23 protein-coding genes are annotated in these 23,808 nt (G+C 44.1%); 8 read left to right on the top strand and 15 right to left on the bottom strand.

All coding sequences use genetic code 11. From position 1 onward, the window contains the following. Positions 1-2: 2 nt before the first annotated feature. Complete coding sequence (locus tag ACGHAV_RS08155) at positions 3-311, top strand: ComEA family DNA-binding protein (RefSeq protein WP_390378930.1); 309 nt, start codon at positions 3-5, stop codon at positions 309-311. A 181-nt stretch (positions 312-492) separates the two neighbouring features. Here the strand turns inward: ACGHAV_RS08155 and galU are convergent, their stop codons facing one another. After that, positions 493-1,386 carry a UTP--glucose-1-phosphate uridylyltransferase GalU gene (galU, locus tag ACGHAV_RS08150; RefSeq protein WP_334012650.1) on the bottom strand — a complete coding sequence of 298 codons (894 nt, stop codon included), beginning with the start codon at positions 1,384-1,386 and terminating at the stop codon, positions 493-495. A 610-nt stretch (positions 1,387-1,996) separates the two neighbouring features. Between galU and ACGHAV_RS08145 the strand changes: the two genes are divergently transcribed. From ACGHAV_RS08145 to ACGHAV_RS08130, 4 genes are all read left to right on the top strand, one after another. Further along, positions 1,997-3,517 (top strand): peptide MFS transporter, encoded by a 1,521-nt coding sequence (locus ACGHAV_RS08145; RefSeq protein WP_390378926.1) that lies wholly within the window; start codon positions 1,997-1,999, stop codon positions 3,515-3,517. Between the two features lie 107 nt (positions 3,518-3,624). Continuing rightward, a complete protein-coding gene (locus ACGHAV_RS08140; protein ID WP_334012647.1) occupies positions 3,625-3,927 on the top strand; it encodes a DUF6170 family protein in 303 nt (100 codons plus the stop codon). Then, complete coding sequence (galE, locus tag ACGHAV_RS08135) at positions 3,924-4,946, top strand: UDP-glucose 4-epimerase GalE (RefSeq protein ID WP_390378923.1); 1,023 nt, start codon at positions 3,924-3,926, stop codon at positions 4,944-4,946. The genes ACGHAV_RS08140 and galE overlap by 4 nt, the downstream gene beginning before the upstream one ends. A gap of 126 nt (positions 4,947-5,072) precedes the next feature. Further along, positions 5,073-5,537, top strand: coding sequence for a hypothetical protein (locus tag ACGHAV_RS08130; RefSeq protein ID WP_390378920.1), 465 nt, complete (start codon positions 5,073-5,075; stop codon positions 5,535-5,537). A gap of 35 nt (positions 5,538-5,572) precedes the next feature. Here the strand turns inward: ACGHAV_RS08130 and ACGHAV_RS08125 are convergent, their stop codons facing one another. The 10 genes from ACGHAV_RS08125 to ccmA all read right to left on the bottom strand — a co-directional run bounded on the left by ACGHAV_RS08125 (position 5,573) and on the right by ccmA (position 13,791). Then, the gene (locus ACGHAV_RS08125; protein ID WP_390378917.1) at positions 5,573-6,472 is read right to left on the bottom strand and encodes a VacJ family lipoprotein; all 900 of its coding nucleotides are present in this window, start codon (positions 6,470-6,472) and stop codon (positions 5,573-5,575) included. Between the two features lie 2 nt (positions 6,473-6,474). Beyond that, on the bottom strand, positions 6,475-7,755 hold the full coding sequence (ccmI, locus tag ACGHAV_RS08120; protein ID WP_390378914.1) for a c-type cytochrome biogenesis protein CcmI: 1,281 nt from the start codon (positions 7,753-7,755) through the stop codon (positions 6,475-6,477). Continuing rightward, positions 7,752-8,240, bottom strand: coding sequence for a cytochrome c-type biogenesis protein CcmH (locus ACGHAV_RS08115; protein ID WP_390378911.1), 489 nt, complete (start codon positions 8,238-8,240; stop codon positions 7,752-7,754). Before ACGHAV_RS08115 ends, ccmI begins: the two co-directional genes overlap by 4 nt. After that, the gene (locus ACGHAV_RS08110; protein ID WP_390378908.1) at positions 8,237-8,854 is read right to left on the bottom strand and encodes a redoxin family protein; all 618 of its coding nucleotides are present in this window, start codon (positions 8,852-8,854) and stop codon (positions 8,237-8,239) included. The genes ACGHAV_RS08115 and ACGHAV_RS08110 overlap by 4 nt, the downstream gene beginning before the upstream one ends. After that, positions 8,854-10,887 (bottom strand): heme lyase CcmF/NrfE family subunit, encoded by a 2,034-nt coding sequence (locus ACGHAV_RS08105; RefSeq protein WP_390378905.1) that lies wholly within the window; start codon positions 10,885-10,887, stop codon positions 8,854-8,856. The genes ACGHAV_RS08110 and ACGHAV_RS08105 overlap by 1 nt, the downstream gene beginning before the upstream one ends. 3 nt (positions 10,888-10,890) lie before the next feature. Then, positions 10,891-11,403: a cytochrome c maturation protein CcmE gene (gene ccmE / locus ACGHAV_RS08100; protein ID WP_390378902.1), complete on the bottom strand. Its 513-nt coding sequence runs from the start codon at positions 11,401-11,403 to the stop codon at positions 10,891-10,893. A 136-nt stretch (positions 11,404-11,539) separates the two neighbouring features. Continuing rightward, a complete protein-coding gene (gene ccmD, locus ACGHAV_RS08095; protein ID WP_390378899.1) occupies positions 11,540-11,749 on the bottom strand; it encodes a heme exporter protein CcmD in 210 nt (69 codons plus the stop codon). Between the two features lies 1 nt (position 11,750). Then, positions 11,751-12,503 carry a heme ABC transporter permease gene (locus tag ACGHAV_RS08090; RefSeq protein ID WP_390378896.1) on the bottom strand — a complete coding sequence of 251 codons (753 nt, stop codon included), beginning with the start codon at positions 12,501-12,503 and terminating at the stop codon, positions 11,751-11,753. Then, positions 12,503-13,168, bottom strand: coding sequence for a heme exporter protein CcmB (gene ccmB / locus ACGHAV_RS08085; RefSeq protein WP_390378893.1), 666 nt, complete (start codon positions 13,166-13,168; stop codon positions 12,503-12,505). Before ccmB ends, ACGHAV_RS08090 begins: the two co-directional genes overlap by 1 nt. Further along, complete coding sequence (gene ccmA, locus ACGHAV_RS08080; protein ID WP_390378890.1) at positions 13,168-13,791, bottom strand: cytochrome c biogenesis heme-transporting ATPase CcmA; 624 nt, start codon at positions 13,789-13,791, stop codon at positions 13,168-13,170. The genes ccmB and ccmA overlap by 1 nt, the downstream gene beginning before the upstream one ends. 193 nt (positions 13,792-13,984) lie before the next feature. On the opposite strand from ccmA, the gene ACGHAV_RS08075 reads away from it, so the two are divergent. Further along, positions 13,985-16,537: a flagellar hook-length control protein FliK gene (locus ACGHAV_RS08075; protein ID WP_390378888.1), complete on the top strand. Its 2,553-nt coding sequence runs from the start codon at positions 13,985-13,987 to the stop codon at positions 16,535-16,537. Continuing rightward, a complete protein-coding gene (locus ACGHAV_RS08070) occupies positions 16,534-16,851 on the top strand; it encodes an EscU/YscU/HrcU family type III secretion system export apparatus switch protein (protein ID WP_390378885.1) in 318 nt (105 codons plus the stop codon). Before ACGHAV_RS08075 ends, ACGHAV_RS08070 begins: the two co-directional genes overlap by 4 nt. Positions 16,852-16,966: 115 nt before the next feature. On the opposite strand, the gene ACGHAV_RS08065 is transcribed toward ACGHAV_RS08070, so the two are convergent. The 4 genes from ACGHAV_RS08065 to ACGHAV_RS08050 form a co-directional block, all read right to left on the bottom strand. Then, complete coding sequence (locus tag ACGHAV_RS08065; RefSeq protein ID WP_390378882.1) at positions 16,967-18,163, bottom strand: ABC transporter permease subunit; 1,197 nt, start codon at positions 18,161-18,163, stop codon at positions 16,967-16,969. Further along, a complete protein-coding gene (locus tag ACGHAV_RS08060) occupies positions 18,147-18,953 on the bottom strand; it encodes an ATP-binding cassette domain-containing protein (RefSeq protein ID WP_390378879.1) in 807 nt (268 codons plus the stop codon). Before ACGHAV_RS08060 ends, ACGHAV_RS08065 begins: the two co-directional genes overlap by 17 nt. A 277-nt stretch (positions 18,954-19,230) precedes the next feature. Beyond that, the gene (gene recA, locus ACGHAV_RS08055; RefSeq protein ID WP_390378875.1) at positions 19,231-20,274 is read right to left on the bottom strand and encodes a recombinase RecA; all 1,044 of its coding nucleotides are present in this window, start codon (positions 20,272-20,274) and stop codon (positions 19,231-19,233) included. 118 nt (positions 20,275-20,392) lie between these two features. Then, positions 20,393-20,932 carry a CinA family protein gene (locus ACGHAV_RS08050; protein WP_390378872.1) on the bottom strand — a complete coding sequence of 180 codons (540 nt, stop codon included), beginning with the start codon at positions 20,930-20,932 and terminating at the stop codon, positions 20,393-20,395. A 173-nt stretch (positions 20,933-21,105) separates the two neighbouring features. On the opposite strand from ACGHAV_RS08050, the gene mutS reads away from it, so the two are divergent. After that, the gene (gene mutS, locus ACGHAV_RS08045; protein ID WP_390379336.1) at positions 21,106-23,676 is read left to right on the top strand and encodes a DNA mismatch repair protein MutS; all 2,571 of its coding nucleotides are present in this window, start codon (positions 21,106-21,108) and stop codon (positions 23,674-23,676) included. The last annotated feature ends 132 nt before the right edge of the window (positions 23,677-23,808 follow it).

Here is a 23,808-nt window from a genome sequence, read left to right as displayed (position 1 = left end):
TCATGAAAAAAACACTAACAGGCTTAGCAATTATTACTGGGATGGCATTTCAAGCGCATACTGCACATGCCCAAGAGAACGTTTCTGTACCCGCTCAACATGCCGAGGTAAGCCAAAAGATTAACCTTAATACCGCATCAGTAGACGAACTAACGGCGTTGCCAGGCATTGGTAAATCGAAAGCGCAAGCAATCGTTAACTATCGCAAGGATGTGGGAGAGTTCCTAGAGGTTGAGCAACTTACCGAAGTTAAGGGAATTGGCCCTAAAATGCTAAGTAAAATTGAACACTTTGTGATGGTGGCGAATTAATAGAACCGTTCGCAAAAAAGAAGCTTTAGCGATCGTAAGTAATATAGTTCCTTAATCGCTAGAAACGCTTTAAAGCTTTTTCGAACGCCTAAAGCTAGCAAGGTGTATTGTTTATTCGCAATAAAACCTATAAAAAATGCGCCCAAAAGGCGCATTTTTTATTACTTATATTCAAAACTGCTTATTTAAGCACCGTTGCCAGATACTCTTTGAACTCTTCGCCTAGCGCAGGGTGACGAAGCGCGTATTCAACATTAGCTTTCATATAACCTAGCTTGCTACCGCAATCATGGCTTTTGCCCTTCATATAATAGGCGTCAACTTGTTCTAAATTCATAAGTGCATCGATAGCATCGGTGAGCTGAATTTCACCACCTGCGCCAGGCGGTGTAAATTCTAGTAAGTCCCAAATTTTTTCAGACAACACATAACGGCCGACTACCGCTAAGTTAGAAGGTGCTTCATCAAGTGGTGGTTTTTCTACCATCTTGTGAATTTTCGCAGATTGTCCTGGCTCTATTGATGCACCGTCCAAATCTGCAATACCAAATTTAGACACGTCTTCGTCTGGCACCTGCTCAACCATTACTTGGCTTACACGGCTTGTGTTAAATTTAGCTACCATATCTGCCAGATTGTCTTTCTTAGGATTGCTTGCCGCATCATCAATAATGACGTCTGGTAGAACAACAGCGAAAGGCGCGTCACCAATAATTGGGCGAGCACACAGTACTGCGTGACCTAAGCCATTAGCAACACCCTGACGAATATGCATAATAGTTACATCTTTAGGACAAATAGATTGAACATCTTCAAGCAACTGACGCTTAACACGCTTTTCTAGGGTTGCTTCAAGTTCAAATGACGTATCAAAGTGGTTTTCAATACTGTTTTTACTAGCATGAGTCACCAAAATAATTTCCTTGATACCAGCAGCCACACATTCACTTACCACGTATTGGATAAGCGGCTTATCAACCACTGGCAACATTTCTTTTGGAATGGCTTTGGTAGCTGGAAGCATTCTTGTCCCAAGGCCTGCTACAGGAATAACTGCTTTTTTTACCTGACTCATGTTTAATATCCTTTTTTGATCAGCTTCGTTTCTACATTTCCTGACGAAGAAAAAACGAAATAATGCTCTGTTATTATTTTAATGATGCAATGTGCATTCCAGCTCTAAATCTCTAGTACAATTAATAGAGCATCTCCACCACAGCGTATACTCCGCCCATCAAAAGCTAGCGCTAGGGATAGGGCTAGTACAGCAATTGCACTAAATTGGTGAAACTGAGGCTAGTATGGTAATCCGTTTATTGCGTACCCTCAAGCAGACACTGCAGTGAATAAACAAAAAAAGTATTCTGAAATTGTATAACTATTCAAATCTAACGGATTACGTTTTTCAAAATACCAGTCACCCCATAAACAATGCTTACTCAGTGCAGTAACAAAAAACCTAATTCATTAAAGTTACTTCTTAATTACAATGGACATAAGTTGGGCGATTGACACCACAATCGTGGTTGTTTATCGCCCACATCTTGTGTCTGCAAGCAAGCTACAGTATAAATGGCTATCCGCGTACGGACATAGTTCAAAAATTCAATCAGAGAATCAAAGAGCCTGCCTAGATAAGTGCTCTACAATAACAACCATAAGCAATGTGGAATTAAAATAAAATTATGAAATCATCTAACGATACTAGCTTTTTCGGCCATCCAGGGGGCTTGAGAACGCTGTTCTTCACAGAAATGTGGGAACGTATGAGTTACTACGGCATGCGTGCCCTTCTTGTTCTATTCATGACAGCTAGCTTACAAACACAAGGCCTAGGCTTCACAGTGGCTACCGCTGGCGCTATCTATGGCTTGTATACCGGCGCTGTGTACTTTTTAGGCCTGCCAGGTGGCTGGTTAGCCGACCGTCTTATTGGCGGCAAAAAAGCCGTGTGGTACGGCGGTCTTATTATTTTTGCTGGTCACGTTGTGCTGGCAATCGACCTTCAAAACCTTTTCTTTGTTGGTCTTATCCTTGTTGCAACAGGTACCGGCCTGCTTAAGCCAAATATCTCAGCAATGGTTGGCCAGCAGTATGGCGACGATGATGGCCGACGTGACAGTGGCTACGCGCTTTACTACATGGGTATCAATATTGGCTCGTTAATAGCGTACCTAGTAACAGGCTACCTTCAAGAAGACTGGGGCTGGCATTATGCGTTTGGCGCAGCAGCCGTAGGTATGGCGATTGGCTTAATCCAATATTACTTTAGCAACGGTTCGCTTTCTGATGAATCAGTATCACCAGCAAACCCTTACGAGGGAGCAGCAAAACAGCGTGCATGGATGGGCGTTTTTGGTGTAGTAGCAGCCGCCGTCGTGGTTATCATTCTTGCACATATGGGCACAATTGTTATTGAACCCGTTGCACTTGCACAACAAGTGGCTGTGGTGTTCACCGCTATCTTCTTCCTTTATTTTGGCTTTATTTATTTCAATGGGAAGCTAAGTGACAACGAGAAAAAGCGTATGTGGGCGTTATTCTTGGTTTGCGTTGCTTCAGCATGCTTCTGGTCTGGTTTCGAGCAAGCAGGTTCTTCATTAAACCTATTTGCACAGAACTACACAGACCGTGTAGTAGAAAGCAGTTCACTTTTAACATCGTGGTTCGGTATGGATGCTATTCCTACCGTTTGGTTCCAGCTTTCTAATTCACTGTTCATCATCATTTTATCGCCATTTTTCGCTGCACTTTGGATTAACCTAGCGAAGCGTATGATAGACCCGTCTTACACTATCAAGTGTGCAATAGGTATTGTTATCATGGCGTCGGGTTTCTTGGTGATGTTTATGGCTTCTCAGTACGCTGCTCAAGGTTTGAAAGTAGCACCAATGTGGTTAGTAACTACATACTTCCTTCATACGGTTGGTGAGCTTTGTCTTAGTCCGGTAGCTTTAAGTGCGGTAAGTAAGCTATCTCCTAAGCGCTTTGCGGGTCAGATGATGGGCGTATTCGTTCTAACCTACTCAATCGGTAATATTATTGCAGGTCTTCTATCTGGTAACTTCGACCCTGAAAAAGTAGAGCAAATGCCAGACCTTTATCTTCAAATAGCTTTATTTAGCATTGCCATTGCAATCGTCATTGGCTTGATGAGCTTTAAATCTCGTTTCTGGGAAAAAGCAGGTATTGAAGAAAAAGCTTAAGAAAGCTGTGTTGGTGTTTTAACCACTCACCAATTACCCTACAATAACCGCCGTTACTCACGTTTCGGCGGTTTTTTATTAAGCGTATTTTTTACCAAGAGCACTTTATGAAGTTTTATTTTTCTACTCGTGACATCCCAGCACTTAAAGGTTTACCTTTAACTGAGCGCGTAAAGCAGCTTGATAAAGCGGCAAAGCGATTGTCTGTTCCCGAGAAAACACTGCTTAACGTACTAAAGCTACTTGTTATTGTGCCGGTCTTTGCTCTTATCCTTCAAACCGCGTCAAATTGGACCTCGTTACTGTGGGCTTTTGTGGTATTTTTGTTTTACCCGTTAGTGATTAAACCTGTTCAATATTCTATATGCGCAAAATATATAGCGCAGCAAACAAGCAAGGAAAATGCATGAAAACCATCCTAGTTACTGGTGGTGCAGGCTATATTGGAAGCCACACCGTTTTACAGCTGCTTGAGCAAGACTTTGGTGTAGTTGTATTAGATAACTTATCTAACGCAAGCGCAGAATCACTAAGACGTGTTGAAGCACTGACAGGTAAGAATGTATCTTTTGTGCAAGGCGATATTCGCGATACCGCAGTACTAGATGATATCTTTAGTGAGCACAGCATTTTTGCGGTTATTCACTTTGCGGGCTTAAAAGCCGTTGGTGAGTCGGTAGAAAAGCCACTTTCGTATTATGAGAACAACGTATATGGCACACTAAACTTATGCAAAGCAATGCAAAAGCACAATGTAAAGAATATTGTGTTTAGCTCATCTGCAACCGTATACGGCGATCCGGCTTCGCTTCCACTTCGCGAAGATATGGCAACAGGACATCCAACAAACCCTTATGGCATGTCGAAACTTATGGTTGAGCACATGCTAAGCGACCTGTATGTTTCAGATAACGAATGGAACATTGTACTGCTACGTTACTTCAACCCTGTTGGTGCACACCACTCGGGCCAGATAGGTGAAGACCCTAACGGCATTCCTAATAATCTAATGCCATACATTTCTCAGGTAGCAACAGGTAAGCTACAGCAGCTTAGTGTATTTGGCGACGACTACGACACCGTTGATGGAACAGGCGTACGCGACTACATACACGTTGTTGACCTAGCTAACGGTCACCTAAAAGCATTAGATCGCCTTGCACTTAACATGGGGCTAGATAAATACAACTTGGGAACGGGCCAGGGCTACTCTGTTTTAGAGATGGTAACCGCTTTCGAAAAAGGCTCAGGCAAAAAAGTTCCTTATAAAATTGCCCCTCGCCGTAGCGGTGATGTGGCAGCGTGTTATGCCGACCCAACTAAAGCCGCAACAGAGCTAAACTGGCATGCTGCAAAGGGGCTAGAAGAAATGTGTGCTGATACCTGGAATTGGCAATCACAAAACCCTACAGGCTACCCAAAAGCCTAAACTCAGGCTTCTCTGTGCTTATATTGGATGGGCGCATGCTTATGCGCCCTACTTTCGACTAATTTAACAAACACACACATCTCGGATATCATCTAGAAAAACAAAAATTAAACCGTGCGCCTTTCCATGTTGAAAACCCTACTAACCTCAATTTTTGCGGTAATGTCTTTTAGTACATTTGCTATTTCTCTTGTCGAAGTAAGCCCAGTACACTTTGGTTCAGTATCTGGCCAGCTTGGCCTTAGCTGCAGCATGTCTCAGTTTGGAGTTATTTCAGGTGACTGTGACGCCACCGACACCGAAATATCTATTGGGCAGATAGTTGTTACTAACTTACCTAGAAACGGACTAATTGAAGTGATTTTGACTGGTAGCAGCAATACATCGCTAAGCTACGAGCCGGTGGCAGAGTTAATAGGGGCAAAATCGGGAACAACCTTTCTTTATGATAATCAACCCGTTTATGTAAGGGCTAAAGGAAATGGCGCTGACTTTACAATCAATGTGTTTGGAAATATAACGGTGCAAAGCAATTTAAACTTGCGGCAGCCCTACACCGTTGACTATACGCTTCAGGTAAACCAACAATAACTGCCGCAGAGAGTAACCAAACCTAAACGTTCGAATTAGTTACCGTTGTTGTCTTTCTCGTCTTCTTGCTCTTCCTGTTCTTCGTATTCTTCAAAGTCAGTACCTTCAAGCATTGCTTCGAAGTCGGCAAAGTCATCCAACTGTTCTTCTTCAATAACTTTATCGCCGCTTCTTCCGTCGGTAACACGGAACTCTAGACGTTCAAAGTATGCATTTTTTAGGAAAGCATAATCATCAACAGCTTGCTCAATTTGCGCTTCTTGATCTAACAGCTGTGCTCTTGTTTCAAGAAGTGAAATACCCAATCGTGCGAAGTTTAAACCACCATCTATCAGTGTCATCGGGAAAGCGAAACCATCAACATAATCTCCGGTAAAACTTCGCGGATCGCTTGGACCTAGGAAAGGTAGCATCAAAAACGGACCAGTTTCTACGCCCCACACACCTAAGGTTTCACCAAACTGCTCTTCTTTTCTGTCCAAACCAATTTTAGATGCCACATCAATTGTGCCAAGCAAGCCAACCGTGGAATTAATTAAAAAGCGTGCAAGGCTATCGAGACCATCATCCACCTTACCTTGCAATAAGTTGTTAGTAAGGTTGGCAGGTTCTTCTAAGTTTTGTGCGGCATTTAACAAGCCTGTACGAGCAAATTGTGGCATAACAGACACGTATGCAACGGTTACTGGGCGAAGGATATAGGCGTCTAGTACTTCCCAGTTAAAGTCCCACACCACGCGGTTTACCGATTCAAGCGGATCTCTTGGGTCAGACGTATCAACAGCTGCTTGTTCATTTGCCGTTAGTGCTTGTGATGGACTGTTTTGGGAAGCAACATTTTGTGACGCTTGCTTTTGTGCATTATTACTCGCACATCCACCCAACAAGCTTATTACAATCAGTAACCCAGCAGTGAGTGACTTTGAAAAATCCATAACTACAGTTCCTTATCTACAGTCACATTTAATGAAGAAATTTGCCCACTAACAACGGGGCTTAACGTTGTGCCTTCCCACTCACCTTCAGAAACAGACACATCTCCATCTAATGACAAGCGTGCGGTTATTTTCGCAGATGACAGCGATGCCAATGTATATTGCGGCATCATCGCGTTGTCTGTGGTTAACTGTACCGTTAAAGGGAAACCTTGGATAGGCATTTTCAATACCGCCGCCGGCATTTTATTTTCTGACGTTGCATCTTGTGCAAAAACAATTAAGAAGCCGCGTTTAGGTGCGCTCTCTTTCGCGTCGTCTGACATACTTACCGTTATAGAAAAGCCGGTTGCAGACGCACTTGCAACAGACGTATCGTCCTTTTCGGAAGGACTGTTTTCAGTAGCGTCAGGTACATTAAGCGACTGTGATTCTAATTCGCTAATGCGCGAACGCAAACGCATTGTCATATCACTGTCTGACGAAAGTTTCGATTCAACCTGCGCAAAGTAGCGCTTTGTATTTTCAAGGTCGCCAAGCTGCGCAGAAACCACAGCCGTCATGAGCGCTAAATTATCATTCTCTGGGTTATTGCCTAACAAGCTTAACAATACACGCTGCGCGCGCTCTAAGTTGTTTACCTCACCTGTCGTCATCAGCGCTTGTGCTAGCGTAATGCGGTTATTCGTATTGTTGGGTGACAGACTCACGGCCTTATCAATAGCTTCAATTGCTTGCACCTCTTGACCGATACTCAACATTAATCGGCCAAAGTACATCCACCCGGTATCATCATCAGGCTCTTCACGAAGTCGTTGACGAATGGCTAGCGCCAAGTTTGCAATATCTTTTTGTGAAAGGTTGTTGGCATTTCCATTTGCAAGTTGTTGACTTAATTTAGGAAGTGCATCAATGGCCTCACTTGCCTGCGTTACACGCTGCATTTGATTCACTTGTGAATAAACAAGAGTGCCTGCAGCAATGGCTATAACACCCCCTAGGGCTATAGGCAGCTTTGCGCCACCTTTTTGTCTAGTTTCGAATGCACTTTCATCTACAAGCGCAAGTTTAAGTTCATCTACGGCTTGGCGTTTGTCGTGCTCTGTAATTAACCCTTCGCTTACTTCCCTTTCAAGTTCAGCCAAACGCTGCTTAACAATTTGCGTGTTACTAAGACTATCTTGCTTCGCATGATTTTTTTGTCGTAGCCAGGGAAAAGCAACTATGAGCAAAACAAACGTAATTAGCCCAGATACAATCAAATAAAATTCAGACCAACTCATTCTTTCTCTTGCTCCAACATTGCATCCGCTTTAGCCAGCTTTGCAGCCATATCTTCAGGTGGGGTTACGCTTCGTCTTCGAATGACAAAAAGCAGAGCAATAAAAATGAATAAAACAGGGCCTGCCCATAACCACAATGTTGCCGCGGTCACCGGTGGCTGATAGTGCACAAAGTCGCCATAGCGCGCTTTCATGTAATCAATAACTTCCTGTTCCGATTTCCCCTGTTTAAGCAAGCTATAAACCTTCCTACGCATATCATGGGCAATCATAGCGTCGCTATCTGCTATGTTTTGGTTTTGACACATAGGACAGCGCAACTCCGCAGTTAAGCGCAAAAAGCTGGCTCGCTGGGCATCTGAGTCGAATGTAAACTTATCTTCGGCTGCACTCACGCCGCCAACATGCAAAGCAAGAAGAATTAATATAGCGAAAACACGCGTTACTAACTTAGCGCGATGGGTTGAGAGGCTTAAATCAATCATTCGGCTGCCTCGCTTACTTCATTGGCTAAATCATTTAGCGATTCATTGCGAAGCTTCTCGTACAACGGCCCTATTTTGTTGCGCCATACTCGCTCATTAATGTCGCCTATATGGTGCATTCGAATGATGCCTGAGGCGTCGATGACAAAATGCTCTGGAGCGCCAGTCACGCCCAAGTCTAACGAGGTGTCTCGATATACATCGAAAATATTAAACGCGTAAGGGTTACCATAACGACTTAACATCTCCACTACTTCTTGTTGTACTCGAGTGAGTGTTTTTGTCCCAAAGTCTGGGTCTAAATCTTGGTCGAAATATAACCCAACAATGTGAACACCTTGTTCGTTTTTGAGCTGAGTGAGATAGGGCATTTCTACCGCACACGTTACACACCACACGCCCCACACGTTTAAAATAGTCACCTGACCTTTTAAATCTTCAGGCGTATACGTAGTGTCCGGGTTCATTAAGTCTGGTAGAGAAAACGGAGGAAGCGTTTTATCTTTTACCTGAGAGTCTAATTCTCGTGGATCTGAAAACAACCCTTTAAATAGAAAGACTACTAACAATAAAAACAGTACTAGCGGAATGGCAACTAGGGGGGCTTTTTTCATTACGCGTCTCCTTTTGCAGCAACACTAGAATTGCTAACAACATTGCTTCCCTTCATGGCAGCGAAGGCATTTTTTACCTTTTTCACTTTTGCCATTCGATAGCGTTTATCGCTAATCGAGAAAATACCACCTATAGCCATAACTACAGCGCCAGCCCAAAGCCATATGACAAAAGGCTTAATGTAGATTCTTATTGCCCAAGCACCGTTGTCTAATGGTTCTCCCATGGCAATAAATAAGTCTCGTGCAATGGTTGAATGAATAGCCGCTTCAGTCATAGGCATACGTTGTACTATGTAAAGACGCTTTTCTGGCACCAACTGCGCAATAAATTCACCGTTTCGAGAAACGTCAAACACACCAGCGTCGGCATTATAGTTTGGCCCTTCAATTTCTTTTACTGCTTTAAACGTAAAGTCATACCCAGACAGTGTAACGGTGTCGCCTACGTCCATTCTTACATCGCGCTCAAGCTCGTAATTAGACACTAAGGTAACGCCAATGATTAAAATAGCGAATCCAACGTGACCTAACACCATTCCCCAATGGCTAGGCGTTAGCTTGCCAAGCTTTGTAATAAGCGTGTTATTGTCGTTGTTATCGGGCATGGCTGAAATACGCTGCATCACTTCTTGTGTGGTAGTGACTAAAATCCAAAACACTAACACCATGCCAAGTACGCCCATAAAGGTTGGCGTGTCGTAAGTAAAATTAACCAGCACGCCTGCACTTAGCGCTATACCACCAGCAATCAATAGCTGCTTTTGTAACTCGCTCGCTTTTTGCTGCTTCCATCGAGTTAACGGCCCAAGGCCCAACATCAACACAAACGGCACAATTAACAGCGTAAACATCTGGTTGAAAAACGGTGCGCCCACAGAAATACTGCCCAAGCCTAGTTCCTTATGAACTAGCGGTAAAAGCGTACCAAGTAGCACTACCAACGTGGCAGCACATAAAAATACGTTATTACCCATCAATAAAACTTCACGTGAGAACGCTTGATAACGCCCTGGACTTTTTAGAGATGAGGCTCGCAGTGCATATAACAGCAACCCGAAACCGCTAAGTACTATCAAAATGCCAAGAATAAACAGCCCTCGTGTTGGGTCGCTGGCAAATGAGTGCACTGACACAATCACCCCTGAGCGCACTAGGAAGGTGCCAAGCAAGCTTAAACTGAACGCAGCAATGGCAAGTAACACTGTCCACGACTTAAACGCCTTGCGCTTTTCGGTAACCGCCAGGGAATGCATTAATGCGGTGCCCACTAACCAAGGCATAAATGACGCATTTTCTACAGGGTCCCAAAACCACCAGCCACCCCAGCCTAGTTCGTAATAAGCCCACCAGCTACCCAGTGCGATACCAACGGTTAGAAAAGCCCATGCGGCAATCACCCAAGGGCGAGACCAACGTGCCCACGTTGAGTCCAATTGGCCTGAGATCAATGCCGAAATAGCAAAAGCAAAGGCAACTGAAAACCCGACGTACCCCATGTAGAGCATAGGCGGGTGGATGATCATACCAAAATCTTGCAATAGCGGATTTAGGTCTCGTCCATCCACAGGGAAAAATGGCAGCATGCTGTTGAATGGATTTGAAGTAAGAAGCATAAATAGATAAAAGCCGATACCGACCATGCCTAGTACCGATAGCACTCTTGCCACCATAGCAAGTGGAATGCCCTTGCTGAATATGGCAACCGCTACTGTCCATACAGAAAGCATTAGCACCCACAATAGAAATGAGCCTTCATGCCCACCCCACACAGCAGTAATCTTGTAATATATAGGCAGGCGGCTATTAGAGTGTTGAGCAACGTAGGCAACGCTAAAATCGTCTGTGACAAAAGCGTAGGTTAAACATACGTAGGCAATCAGCGTAAAAAGAAACAAGCCAATAGCTAAAGGCTTAGCCGTCGCCATAAGTGCTTCATGCTGACGATGCGCACCCCACAACGGATAAACAGCGAGCAAAATAGACAACACTAACGCTAAGGTAAGCGCAATATTACCAATCTCCGGGACCATAATTTACATCCCTCCAGAATTGTCGATAGTAGCAGGCTCGCTTGGTGAGTTATATGAAGGCATATTCTCAGGTTTTACGTGCTTAATGCCTTTCATCTTCTCAGCAAGCTCAGGCGGCATGTACTCTTCATCGTGCTTGGCTAATACTTCTTGCGCTTTAATACTTGTGGAACCCGTTAACACTCCTGTTGCTACAATGCCCTGCCCTTCTCGGAAAAGGTCAGGAAGAATACCGCTGTAAGTCACAGTAACAATGGGGCCGGTGTCCATCAAATCGAACGATACCGCCAAGCTTTCGCTGTCGCGTTTTACACTTCCTGGCACTACCATGCCACCGATACGAAGGCGCTGACCAACTTGTGGCTTCTGCCCATTCTTACCTTCAACGATTTCGCTAGGTGTGTAAAAAAGATCAATACTGTCGTTTAATGCATAAAGCATTAATCCAATTGCACTTATAACTAACAAACCGACTATGCCCACTACGGCTAATCGCTGCTTTCGTCTGGGATTCATGCAACTATCTCACTTCGAAAAACTAAAAATTTATTCAAAATAAAGCACTAAGTGCTTTTCTTTATGTACTTGTGCACAAGCACTTATATTTGATTCGCTTATATTTGGTGCGCTTAACAATAAATGCCGCGCAATCTTAATGTGCGTGAGTATTTTCTTGCCGCGCTTTTTTTATGCGCGCCTTACGCTCTTGCTCAACAATCACCGCTTTTAAAAGCGACGACTGCTTTAAATAACTTTGTACGGCAATGATGCCCATTGACAAAAAAGTAACGCCGAACGACAACCATATGTAAAACGCATAGCCACCCATATTGATAAAATCAGAGAAAGACTCAAACTGCATACTATCTTTTCCCCTCTATATGTTGCTGCGCTAATACTTGCACCCAAGGTCGATGCAACTCGCGCAACACTATTTCGTTTCTAAGCCTAACTGTTGTTACTGCGCCGATAAACAAGGCAAAACCCAACAGATTAATGAGCAATGGCCAGAGCATTTCAGGGGCAATGGAAGGGTTGTCGAACTTACTGATCGTGGCACCTTGATGAAGCGTGTTCCACCACTCTACTGAGTAATGAATAATGGGGATGTTTACCACACCTACAAGTGCCATAACACCTGCCGCTTTGCCTGCTTGCTGTTTATCTTCAAAAGCCCCATACAGCGCAATAACGCCCATGTACAAAAACAACAAAATAAGTTCTGAGGTTAGCCTTGCATCCCACACCCACCATGCTCCCCACATAGGTTTACCCCATGCAGCACCAGTGAATAAGGCGATAAAGGTCATTACCGCGCCAATAGGCGCCATAGCAATCATACTCATATAGGCCGTGCGCCACTGCCACACCATGCCCACTAATGCAGCTATTGCCATAGCAACATAAGTGCCCATAGATAAAATGGCGCTTGGAACGTGAATGTAAATGATGCGAAAAGAATCGCCTTGCTGATAATCTTGTGGGGCAAACGCAAGCCCCCATACCGTGCCTATCGACAAACACAACAATGCCCCAGCCCAAAACCAAGGCTGTAAGGTTAAACAAAGCTGGTAAGCCCGCTCTGTTTTAGCGTATGGGTGTAACCACTTCCACATTAGTTCTGACTCACTTTTAAAGAATACGCTATGGCAAAAGGCGCTAATGCCGCTGCCAACAAAAGCATGGCGGCGATAATAGCAAGTTGAGACTGATAAGGTAATTGCAGTGCGGCAGAATCTACTGCTGACGTGGCAAAAATCAGTAACGGAATAAAAACAGGGATAAGTAGCAGTGCAAGTAATACACCGCCTTTTTGTAATCCCACGGTAAGCCCAACAGCGATGGCGCCCACCAAGGACAATAATGGAGAGCCCAATAGCAAGGTAAGCATAAGGGCAATGTACATGTCGTATGTTAAATTCAAAAACATTGCTAGAAGCGGTGACAAAATTAACAAAGGCACAAAGCTGACAAGCCAATGCACAGCAACTTTAACTGCACTGACAGCGGGTAACGCCATACCCGAGAGCATGTACTGTTCTAGTGCTCCGTCTTGGAAGTCGTCACGAAACAACCGCTCCATAGCTAGAAGCGAAGACAAAATGGCCGCAATCCAAATAACGCCGGGCCCAATACGCTGTAGTGTTTCAGGCGCTGGGCTTACACCCAAAGGGAACAACGTAACCACCATCAGCAAAAACATGAGCGGCTGCACTAACTCTGCTTTTTGTTTAAAAGCGATATGTAAATCGCGTTTGAAAATTCCCGCATACAACGACATTAGAAACGGTACTCCAAGTCAAATACACGATGTTCACCTGCATCTTGCGATAGTAATTGATGTGATGTTGTGATGACCAAACCACCATTGCTCACATGGTCATTCATAGCGCTTTCAAGCATGGCAACGCCTTTCACATCTAACGCCGTAAATGGTTCATCTAATATCCATACTCGCGCTGGTTTAAGCCATAAACGCGACAAAGCAACGCGGCGCTGCTGGCCCGCAGATAAGTAACGCACTGGCACATCTTCTAAACCCACTAGTCCTACTTTTGCTAGTGTGTCGTAGAGTGTTTCTTGATTTTGCTGTACGTTATGTTGGGCTAGCCAAAAGCCCAGATTGTCTAAAGCAGAAAGGCTTCCGTTTGTGCCGCTCTTGTGGCCTAAATAAAGCAGCTGACGGTAGTAATCATTTGAGTACTGCTTGATATCTTTACCCGCAAATTTTACGCAGCCATCATCAGGTGCACTAAGCCCTATTAATATGCGAAGTAAACTGGTTTTCCCAGCACCGTTAGGGCCGCGCAAGTACAGTAATTCACCGGCATTCACGTTTAGTGATAAGCCTTCGAATAAAACTCTGTCTCTTTTACTACACGTTACCCTGCAAGCCTCTAACACGGCCTAAATACCTCAAATCCAATTAAAGCTGATTTATAACCGCGATAGTCTACCACAAGCACGCTTCTTCGCAGTCGCGAAATCCAATTAAATATGATTTACTTCAATAACAAAGGAGGTTTTTATTTATTCCTCCTAATGCGAAAGAGAGGAAAGAGATAAGGAAAATAGACGCAATGCCGATATTACTACTATGATCACACCGCTTTCATCGCTAATTGCCAACGCTACCGCAAACAAATCGGTAGAGTTTACTGCTGCCCAAACTAACCCAAAACAATTTCAGCCGCTTAGCAATGCAGCGCTAGCAAACGCCACAGCGTTGGCTAACTCAGCAAGAGCGACCATCGCGAGACTGCCAGAACAAATTCTTTCAATTACGTCGCAGCCCACAAATAGTGCATCAGCAAGTTCGGTACCTCAGTCGATAAACGTTCAAGTGCCCACGTATGTGTATCAGCAAACAATACAGCATGCGCGGCTTTCTTTATTGACTAACGCTGAATTACAGACAACCCACAATGCATCGGGCGCATTGGCACTGCTTTCCACTGCATCACAAGCGCAGTCATCGGTGAATATTTCACGCTCTGATGTGGATTCTTTAATTAGGGCAATAGAGCAGGCTATTTTAAAAAATACGGCAGCAGCATCAATAAAAGCCACAGTTTCTCAACGCCCAGATGGTCAGTTAGCGCTTACCACCTCACAAGGGAATGTACTCAACTTACCTGAGATAAACAGTAAATCTGAACAAGCGCTTAGAAATTTGATAGGGCAACGTGTCACTGTTTCATTGGTAAATAGCACCGGAACTGCCACGTTACTAAGTATTCAGCCGGAAAGAACAGGTTCATTGCCGTTGCAGGTCCCACTAAATGGCAAGTCTGCTGAAGGCGCTTCTGTTAAAGCCAATGCGCTTACAAACAGTCTTATCCAGGCTGCTTTACAGCAAGGTACTGTCGCCGTCGATATTAAAAACGCTGCGCTGCTCAACCGCTTTTTGCCTCAAAACGTCGGTCAGGGGCAAAATGTGCTGCAAAGCACAGCGCTTATCTCGTTAACTCAGGCCACTGCAGATAAAAATCAGTTAAGCAATCAACTTACACTGAACATTGCGCAGCGAAAGGTACTTGTAACGTTTTCGTCTGCGGATCTCAAAAGCGCTATTCCATCGCTTTCAAGATCAGACACTGCCAACTTGTCGCTAAACGCAATACCACAAGGCAAAGTTTTACCTGCAAACAATGCTGTATTGGTGAATTCACTTACCGATGGTCTTGGCACTCAAGAAAAGGCAAACATAAATGAAAAAGGCCAAGACCCTAGAGCGTTAAAAGGCACTGATGTACATCAAGCAATAAGTACGTTATCTCGAGTATTGCTAAGCCAAACCGGCAGTACAAGGGAGGCACTGTCGCAATTACTTTCTACGGTACAAGGGCGCGAAAGCACAGCGTTACCGACAAACGCGTTGCTAAAACTTACACAACAACTCACTGGAGTTGACGCTTTAAACGCAAAACCAGCGGGGCCTTTACTTCAAAAAGCAGAAAATGCCAGCTCAGCAGCGTTAGATAAAACCATACCTGCATCACAAGGTGAGATTACTCCTTCTAAAACCGAAGCCTCTAAAAGCGAGCAGTTAAAAAATAAGGTATCTCGGCCTGAAATTAACGCAGCACAAAATACAATTAAGAACGCCTTACAGCCAGACACCTCACAGCAAACCGATAAATCGCTTGCTTCTTTGGCTGCCTCAGTTGGCGCTCAGGCCAAAACGCTATCAAGCAATGTATTAACAAGCGTTCTTCAGCAGTTTGTTTCAAGCGTTGCTAAACAGACAACTGTTACATCTGCATCTACTGTATCCGCACCAGCATCAACAAAAACAGAAGGGCAAGCCGCTGCGACAAGCGATACAAAAGCAGATGTAATGAAAGGGGAGAATACTCAAAGCACTGCGAAATTAAACGCTGCGCAGACAATACAAGATATCTCGCAGCAATCACTGCCAGAACGTATTCAACAAGTACTTTCTACCGCAGCATTAGTTACTACGCCAACAACATTAACCACTCCGGTTAATCAATCGGGCTTTGTTCAAGGGCTCGTCACGCTTTTACAACTTGCGCTTGCAGGTCGCGCTCTTCAACGTCAGCCAAGCCTTAAAACATTAATTGATAGCCCTGACTCTGTAATTGCAAAAACGCTCAGTAATATGGGCGTTTCAACTACACCAAGTAGAGTAAGCCAAGATGTAAATCAGCTCGATGCTCGCCAGCAGCTTTTGTCGCAACTTAAAACGCTGTTAGCCGGTCACCAGCAAACAAAGGTAAGTAATGCAGAAGCGCGCATACAGGGCCAAGAGGCGTTTTATTACATTTTACCGTCTTTGTCTCAAACACAGGCACCAACAGAACTACTGATACAACGGGAAAAAGAACGTCAAAACCAACAAGAACAATCACAAGATAAGCGCAAACTGTGGAACGTTACCATGAAGCTAGATATAGTCGATGCAGGTCAAGTACTGGCAAAATCGAAGATAGACCAAAACACTATCACGTTAAGCTTATATGCATCGAACGATATCATTCTAAGAAGACTTGCAGATACTCTTCCCTACCTCACAAAACGATTATCGTCTCTTGGGCTTGAAGTAGCAGAAGCCAACTATCAGCGAGGACAGATACCAGACACGTTGAACACCCGCCCACACCAAATATTTGAGACACGTGTATGAGCGATAACAAAAAAGCCAAAAGGGCTATTGGCCTTAAATATGAAGGTGGAGACAAGAAAAACACACCTAAGGTTGTGGCTAAGGGTTATGGTGATTTAGCACAAGCTATTATCGCAATGGCAGAAGAAACAGGGATCCTCATTCATGAAGATCCTTATCTTAGTGAAGTATTAGCTACGCTTGATGTAGGGCAAGACATACCAGAATCGCTTTACTATGTCATTGCCGAACTGCTTGCTTATTCCTATGTACTTCAGGGAAAAATCCCTCCCGGATGGGAAGGAATTATCAAGCGCATTGACTTTGAAGTGTAAGAATAATCCTATCAGGCGGTTTGTGCCTCGAAACAAATTACAACGAAATGTAAAAAGCCCGCTACTGTAGCGGGCTTTGACTATCATCAATAAAAGTTGAAACGATAGCGAGTATCTATCTAAACAGTACCTTTTCTTTATTAAACCAATGAATACAGAAGTAAATTAGGCCTGCAGCTATTACTGCGGTTGATGAGAAAATGCCGAACAAGGCGAAATAGTCCATCGTGCCTTTAAACAGCTCTTTCATTGCAAGTGCCACATTAGTTAACGGTACCCACACCCATCCACCTTTAAGCTCAACACCCGGCATCATAGCGATAAGCACAGGGAATATAACCACCATAATCAGTGAACCCATGTAACTTTGTGCTTCTTTGAATGAACGCGCATAAATAGAAAGCGACAATAGCACTGCTGCAAAAACAGCAACCACGGGGACCAACATTAGGAAGATAAGGAAGAAATCAACAAGGCCAATCATCGACATAATTTTTACTACAAATTCGACGGCCATGCCTTGTGATAATACTAATCCCCAGAGTGCCATGGACGACACCGTAATAAGCGCGGTAATAATGCCCGCAACGGCTATAGTAAAGAATTTACCCAGCACGAGTTTGTGTCTGTCCATTGGTGATATAAGTAACGTTTCTAGCGTGCCACGCTCTTTCTCGCCTGCCCCTAAATCGGCCGCTGGCGCCATTGCACCCTGTAAGCATAGAATAAAGATGAAGTAAGGTAACGCACCACCAATACGTTCGCCCCACACTTCTCTGTCGTCTGCTACATTTTGTTTTTCAATCTCTATAGGTTTTAACAAGGCAACTTGCTGCGACTCATTTAAACCCAGTGAAGAAAAAGCAGTTTGTTGGAACGTGTCTGAGTACTCGTCAACAATGTCTGAAACACGGCCCATTACCTTATTCAAGCCAGCATCGTTTAAATATAGTTGAAGTGTATGCTGCCCAGAGTTTAAAACATCGCTGTTGAAGCCTTCCGGAATAACAAGTACGAAGTCTAGCGTTTCGTTTTTGATTAGCTTCGCATAATCGGTCTCATTACCAATTGCGACTTCTTCGAATTTATCGCTAGCATCACTAAACGATTGCACAATAGCTGGCGCGTAGGCTTCACCAACAATAGCGTACTTAAGTACTTTATTTTCAGCCTTGTCAGCGGCTGAGCTCATAAAGAACATGGCCACACCAAAGATGGCTGGAAACAGAAGCAGCGGTAAACCAATCATAAATATGATGGTTTTTCTGTCTCTTAAAAGCTCTTTGAATTCCTTTTTAAAGATTAACCACATTGCTTGTCTCCTCAGAATCCATTGATAACGTTTTTAAGAAACTCTTATGCATTTGACCACCTGAGAGCGCGCCAAACGCCGCAAGCGAGTCGTTAAATACCGTTTCACCTTGATTAATTACCGTAACTTTGTCGCACAGTGTTTGAACTTCGTCCAAATGGTGTGTAGAGAAAATAACTGGCGTGCCTTTATCTTTAAGACGCTGGATAAACTCCATCACTGTGCTGGTTGCCATAATGTCTAAGCCCGTTGTGGGCTCGTCCAATACAACCAATGCCGGCTCGTGAATAACCGCACGGGCAATAGAAACTTTTTGCTTCATACCCGACGAAAAGTTTTCTGCGCGTCGATCTAAGAAATTCTGCATATCTAAGAGGTCTGCCATTTCTTCAATTCGTGAATTAATGACGTCTTTAGGAATACCGTGTAGTTCACCAAAGTAACTTATATTTTCTCTACCGCTTAGCCTTCCATACAAACCTGTAGAGCTTGATAGAAAACCAATCTTCTTACGTGCAATATTAGGGTTAGCTAACACATCTTCACCACCAATTAGCACTTTACCGCTGTCTGGGCGTAAAGCGGTTGATAACATGCGTAATGTAGTGGTTTTTCCGGCGCCGTTTGGGCCTAACAAACCCAATACTTGGCCTTGATCACAAGTAAAAGACACATCCCTTACTGATTGAAAATAACGTCCTTTTAACCTTGGATCTTTCTTTTCTTGTTCGCTTAGCTTTTTAGGGTTTTCCACCTCAAACCGCTTTGCGAGACCTGATATTTCAATCATTTCCCTTCCCTCTTTATTATCACGTAACGTTTCAATGTTGTTTTTTGGTTTTATTTTTTAAAAGAAAAACCATGCCAAAAAAGCACTTACAAAGCATATAGTCATTCTTATTTAAATTTTATTACAGCATCTCGCTTTTTTTATAAGTGCACAAGTTTCAACCGGCAATTAAGTGTTAATAAATATGTAGCTGCTTATTTCCCACTTAAGCTATGAATTAAAGGTATAAAAAAACCCACCTAGCGGTGGGTTTTAAAAAGTCATCGAAACGATAATTTTATTCTGGCTGCATCTCATCTTCTTGAGGTAATGCTTCTTCAGCCTTCATCGTTTTTGATAGGAGTAATTCCTGACGGATTTTAGTTTCAATTTCATTGGCAATTTCAGGGTTTTCTTTTAGGAACTTCATTACGTTCGCTTTACCCTGACCAATGCGGTCGCCTTTATAGCTGTACCATGCGCCAGCTTTGTCAACTAGCTTTTGTTTAACGCCTAAGTCGATAAGCTCAGCTTCTTTGCTAATACCTTCACCGTAGCGGATCATAAACTCAGCTTGTTTAAACGGCGGTGCTACTTTGTTCTTCACAACCTTAACGCGAGTTTCGTTACCTACTACCTCGTCGCCTTCTTTAACCGCACCAATACGACGAATATCTAGACGTACAGATGAGTAGAACTTAAGTGCGTTACCACCAGTAGTGGTTTCTGGATTACCAAACATAACACCAATCTTCATACGAATTTGGTTGATGAAGATACAAAGCGTGTTTGAACGCTTGATGTTAGCAGTAAGCTTACGAAGCGCTTGTGACATTAGACGTGCCTGAAGACCAACGTGAGAGTCACCCATGTCACCTTCAATTTCCGCTTTAGGTGTCAGAGCCGCTACCGAGTCAACAATAACCACGTCTACCGCGCCAGAGCGCACCAGCATGTCGCAGATTTCTAGCGCTTGTTCACCCGTATCAGGCTGAGAAACAAGAAGCTCATCAATGTTTACACCTAGCTTTTCCGCGTAAACAGGATCTAGCGCGTGCTCAGCATCAACGAAAGCACACGTTTTGCCTTTGCGCTGAGCTTCTGCAATAACCTGAAGGGTAAGCGTTGTTTTACCTGATGACTCTGGACCATAAATTTCTACAACACGACCACATGGCAAACCACCTATACCTAATGCAATATCGATGGTAAGTGAGCCTGTTGAAATAGCTTCAATATCCATGGCTTGGTTGTCGCCCAAGCGCATGATTGCACCTTTACCAAATTGCTTTTCAATTTGGCCAACTGCGGCGGTTAAAGCTTTTGATTTATTATCGTCCACGTCATTATCCTCTAGGATTAGCGGTTAAATTCTGTATTAAGTAGCATTAAGTTTATTAACACTACCAAATGATGAGTGCATTCTATACTGTACAAGCATACAGTTTCAACCAGTGTTTTTATTTTTCGCGCAACATTTTTAGTAAATGGGAAATAGCAAAGTGAATTGCGGCACTTCTTACCTGGTTGCGATCGCCACTAAATACTTGTTTTACTTGCGCTACGTTGTCGCCACAAACGAAACCAAACCAAACAGTGCCAACAGGTTTTTCTTCGCTGCCGCCACCCGGGCCTGCTATTCCACTTACCGTTACCGCTACTTGAGCACCACTCCTTCGGCACACGCCTTTAGCCATTTCTTTTACGGTGTGCTCAGATACTGCACCATGTTTAATTAGCGTTTGTTCAGAAACGCCCAATTCATATTGCTTTGCTTCATTTGAATAGGTCACCCAAGACTGATTAAACCAATCTGAACTGCCTGCAACACTGGTAAACGCAAAGGCAACACCGCCGCCAGTGCAAGACTCAGCACTTGAAACCGTCCACTTTTTTTCCCTCAACACATCGCCTAGCGCCAATACTTGTGCAGTAAATACGCTATCAAGCTGCAAAGGGCTAGCGTTTGCAGTAGATTCAGTTGAAAATGTCGAATTCATAACGTTGTGCCTTATCACACCTGTCGTGCTTTATGAGGTTGTGCTTTTCAAGGTTGTTCTTTATAAGTTCAAGCTTGATCTTAGCCGTTGTGAGTTTATCATTTATTCCCTTCAACAGACATTAAACCCAGCAACAAAATTACAGAGGCTTTTTTTTGGAATCACATACTCCCATGATGCGCCAGTACCTAACAATTAAGGCGCAGCATCCGAATATTTTATTGTTTTATCGCATGGGTGACTTTTACGAGTTGTTTTATGACGATGCCAAAAAAGCAGCCGAGCTATTAGATATTTCTCTTACCGCTAGAGGAAAGTCAGGCGGTGAGCCTATTCCTATGGCAGGTGTGCCCTATCATGCAGTTGAAAGCTATTTATCTCGCCTTGTTAAAATGGGCGAATCGGTTGCTATATGCGAGCAAGTAGGCGACCCAGCCACCAGTAAAGGCCCTGTTGAACGCGCGGTGCAACGTATTGTTACGCCAGGCACAGTAACCGATGAAGCGCTTTTAGAAGAACGTCGCGACAATATTCTAGCGGCCGTATGCGGCCATAGCATGCACTACGGCCTGGCCACCCTTGATGTTACCAGCGGGCGCTTTGTGATTTTTGAAAGCGATAGTGATGAAGGGTTGCTCGCAGAAATTCAGCGCGTAAATCCCGCTGAACTTCTCTACCCGGAAGGGTTTGAAAGCTTGCCGCTTGTTGAAAACCGAAAAGGGCTTCGCCGTCGTCCTGAATGGGAGTTCGATATCGACACGGCCAACGAGCAGCTAAATGCGCAATTTGAGACAAAGACTCTCGACGGTTTTGGCATCAAAGGGGTTACTAAAGGCTTAGGTGCCGCAGGCTGTGTTTTGCAATATGTAAAGGATACGCAACGCACGGCGTTACCGCATATTCGCCGCATTCAAACAGAGCAGCAAGACAGTAGGGTACAACTTGATGCTGCCACTCGCAGAAACCTAGAGCTTACTCACAATTTATCTGGCGGTCAGGAAAACACCTTATTTAGCGTAATGGATACCACCACTACGGCCATGGGTAGCCGTATGTTACAACGCATAATCCATTCACCGCTGACAGATCAGCATGAACTACATAGCCGTTTGGATGCAGTAGAGACTTTCATTAACGATGACCCAGAAGATATTCGCGGTGCACTAAAACACATTGGTGATATTGAGCGCATTATGGCGCGTTTGGCGCTGCGCTCTGCACGACCGCGCGATTTTGCACGTTTAAAAAATGCATTTAATGCACTACCTGATTTGCAAGATGCCCTTGGTCGTTTTGATACCGGACAAGTAAGAAGCATTAGCGAAACTATCGGTACCTACCCTGAATTGCAGACGTTGCTTAACGAAGCAATTATTGATAACCCACCGGTAGTGATTCGCGACGGCGGTATAATTGCTGAAGGCTACAATGCTGAACTTGATGAGTTACGCAAACTCTCGCAAGGTGCTACCGATTACTTAGATGCTATGGAGCAACGTGAGCGCGAACGCACTGGAATTTCTACCCTTAAGGTAGGTTATAACAAAGTGCACGGGTTCTTTATTGAAATTAGCCGTGCAAATAGCGCCGCAGCTCCTGCTGAATACATTCGCAGGCAAACCCTAAAAAATACAGAGCGCTACATTACGCCAGAGTTAAAAGAGCACGAGGACAAAGTACTTAGTAGCCAAGGCGCTGCACTCGCCCTTGAAAAACAGCTTTATGAGGCGTTGTTCGACAACTTTGCACCACACCTAAACAATTTAATAGAAACCGCTGCAGCATTAGCAAAACTGGATGTTCTGTGCTGTTTTGCTGAGCGAGCGCTGTCACTCGACTGGCATCGTCCACAACTAAGCCAAGCGTGTGCGTTAACGTATGAAGCCGGTCGCCACCCTGTGGTTGAAAACGTAATGAAAGACCCATTCATTGCCAACCCGCTTACACTTGATAGTGAGCGCCGCATGCTCATTATTACCGGCCCAAATATGGGCGGTAAATCAACCTACATGCGTCAAACCGCGCTTATTGCATTACTAGCCTGTATAGGTAGCTTTGTGCCTGCTGAAAACGCGCACATTGGAAAGATAGATCGCATATTCACCCGTATTGGTGCATCTGACGATTTAGCCTCCGGTCGCTCAACCTTTATGGTTGAAATGACAGAAACGGCAAACATCTTAAACAATGCGACTGAAAACTCATTGGTATTAATGGATGAAATTGGTCGCGGCACCAGTACCTACGATGGGCTGTCGTTAGCGTGGGCCTGCGCAAGCTATTTAGCAAAACAGTTAAACGCATACACCTTATTTGCTACACACTACTTCGAGCTTACCGAATTACCAGATACTCAATCAGGCGTAGTAAATGTGCACCTTGATGCCATCGAACACGAAGATACTATTCGCTTTATGCATACAGTGTCAGAAGGCGCTGCAAGTAAAAGCTTTGGATTACAAGTTGCTCAGTTAGCCGGTGTGCCTAAACCTGTAATAAGGGCAGCCCAGCAGAAGCTGGTAATTCTTGAGTCATCGCACATTTTTAGTGGCGATGAAAAACAAGACGCACGCGAGTCTGGGCCATCAAAAGTGAAAACGCCTGCTGCAGGCCAAGCAGAAATGCTGTTCCCTGATAAACCACATCCGGTAATGGAAGCCCTAGAGAACCTAGCGCCAGACGAACTTTCTCCTCGCCAAGCACTTGATCTTATCTATACATTAAAACGCTTAAGCCAATCTTAAGCGCATACAAATTGTGCATCATGTGGGCAAATTGATTGTCTGCCCACATGATTTTGCGTATACTATCGCCCCGTCCAAAGTGTAGCTGGTTTTGTTCTAAACTCAGCCTATATTTACCATACAACCCAAACG

Source organism: Alteromonas sp. MTD1 (assembly GCF_042848195.1).
GTDB lineage: Bacteria > Pseudomonadota > Gammaproteobacteria > Enterobacterales > Alteromonadaceae > Alteromonas.
Note: the sequence above shows the minus strand (reverse complement) of the source record. Positions and strands in the feature narration are given on the sequence as shown.

Coding starts and splice junctions, on each gene's coding strand:
- ACGHAV_RS08105 (WP_390378905.1), bottom strand. CDS start 10,887: ATGGTCCCGGAGATTGGTAATATTGCGCTTACCTTAGCGTTAGTGTTG.
- ACGHAV_RS08090 (WP_390378896.1), bottom strand. CDS start 12,503: ATGTGGAAGTGGTTACACCCATACGCTAAAACAGAGCGGGCTTACCAG.
- ACGHAV_RS08145 (WP_390378926.1), top strand. CDS start 1,997: ATGAAATCATCTAACGATACTAGCTTTTTCGGCCATCCAGGGGGCTTG.
- ACGHAV_RS08130 (WP_390378920.1), top strand. CDS start 5,073: ATGTTGAAAACCCTACTAACCTCAATTTTTGCGGTAATGTCTTTTAGT.
- ACGHAV_RS08125 (WP_390378917.1), bottom strand. CDS start 6,472: ATGGATTTTTCAAAGTCACTCACTGCTGGGTTACTGATTGTAATAAGC.
- ACGHAV_RS08060 (WP_390378879.1), bottom strand. CDS start 18,953: ATGATTGAAATATCAGGTCTCGCAAAGCGGTTTGAGGTGGAAAACCCT.
- mutS (WP_390379336.1), top strand. CDS start 21,106: ATGATGCGCCAGTACCTAACAATTAAGGCGCAGCATCCGAATATTTTA.
- ccmD (WP_390378899.1), bottom strand. CDS start 11,749: ATGCAGTTTGAGTCTTTCTCTGATTTTATCAATATGGGTGGCTATGCG.
- ACGHAV_RS08155 (WP_390378930.1), top strand. CDS start 3: ATGAAAAAAACACTAACAGGCTTAGCAATTATTACTGGGATGGCATTT.
- ACGHAV_RS08065 (WP_390378882.1), bottom strand. CDS start 18,163: ATGTGGTTAATCTTTAAAAAGGAATTCAAAGAGCTTTTAAGAGACAGA.
- ACGHAV_RS08050 (WP_390378872.1), bottom strand. CDS start 20,932: ATGAATTCGACATTTTCAACTGAATCTACTGCAAACGCTAGCCCTTTG.
- ACGHAV_RS08070 (WP_390378885.1), top strand. CDS start 16,534: ATGAGCGATAACAAAAAAGCCAAAAGGGCTATTGGCCTTAAATATGAA.
- ccmB (WP_390378893.1), bottom strand. CDS start 13,168: ATGTCGTTGTATGCGGGAATTTTCAAACGCGATTTACATATCGCTTTT.
- galU (WP_334012650.1), bottom strand. CDS start 1,386: ATGAGTCAGGTAAAAAAAGCAGTTATTCCTGTAGCAGGCCTTGGGACA.
- ACGHAV_RS08110 (WP_390378908.1), bottom strand. CDS start 8,854: ATGAAAAAAGCCCCCCTAGTTGCCATTCCGCTAGTACTGTTTTTATTG.
- ACGHAV_RS08075 (WP_390378888.1), top strand. CDS start 13,985: ATGATCACACCGCTTTCATCGCTAATTGCCAACGCTACCGCAAACAAA.
- ccmE (WP_390378902.1), bottom strand. CDS start 11,403: ATGAATCCCAGACGAAAGCAGCGATTAGCCGTAGTGGGCATAGTCGGT.
- galE (WP_390378923.1), top strand. CDS start 3,924: ATGAAAACCATCCTAGTTACTGGTGGTGCAGGCTATATTGGAAGCCAC.
- ACGHAV_RS08115 (WP_390378911.1), bottom strand. CDS start 8,240: ATGATTGATTTAAGCCTCTCAACCCATCGCGCTAAGTTAGTAACGCGT.
- ACGHAV_RS08140 (WP_334012647.1), top strand. CDS start 3,625: ATGAAGTTTTATTTTTCTACTCGTGACATCCCAGCACTTAAAGGTTTA.
- ccmI (WP_390378914.1), bottom strand. CDS start 7,755: ATGAGTTGGTCTGAATTTTATTTGATTGTATCTGGGCTAATTACGTTT.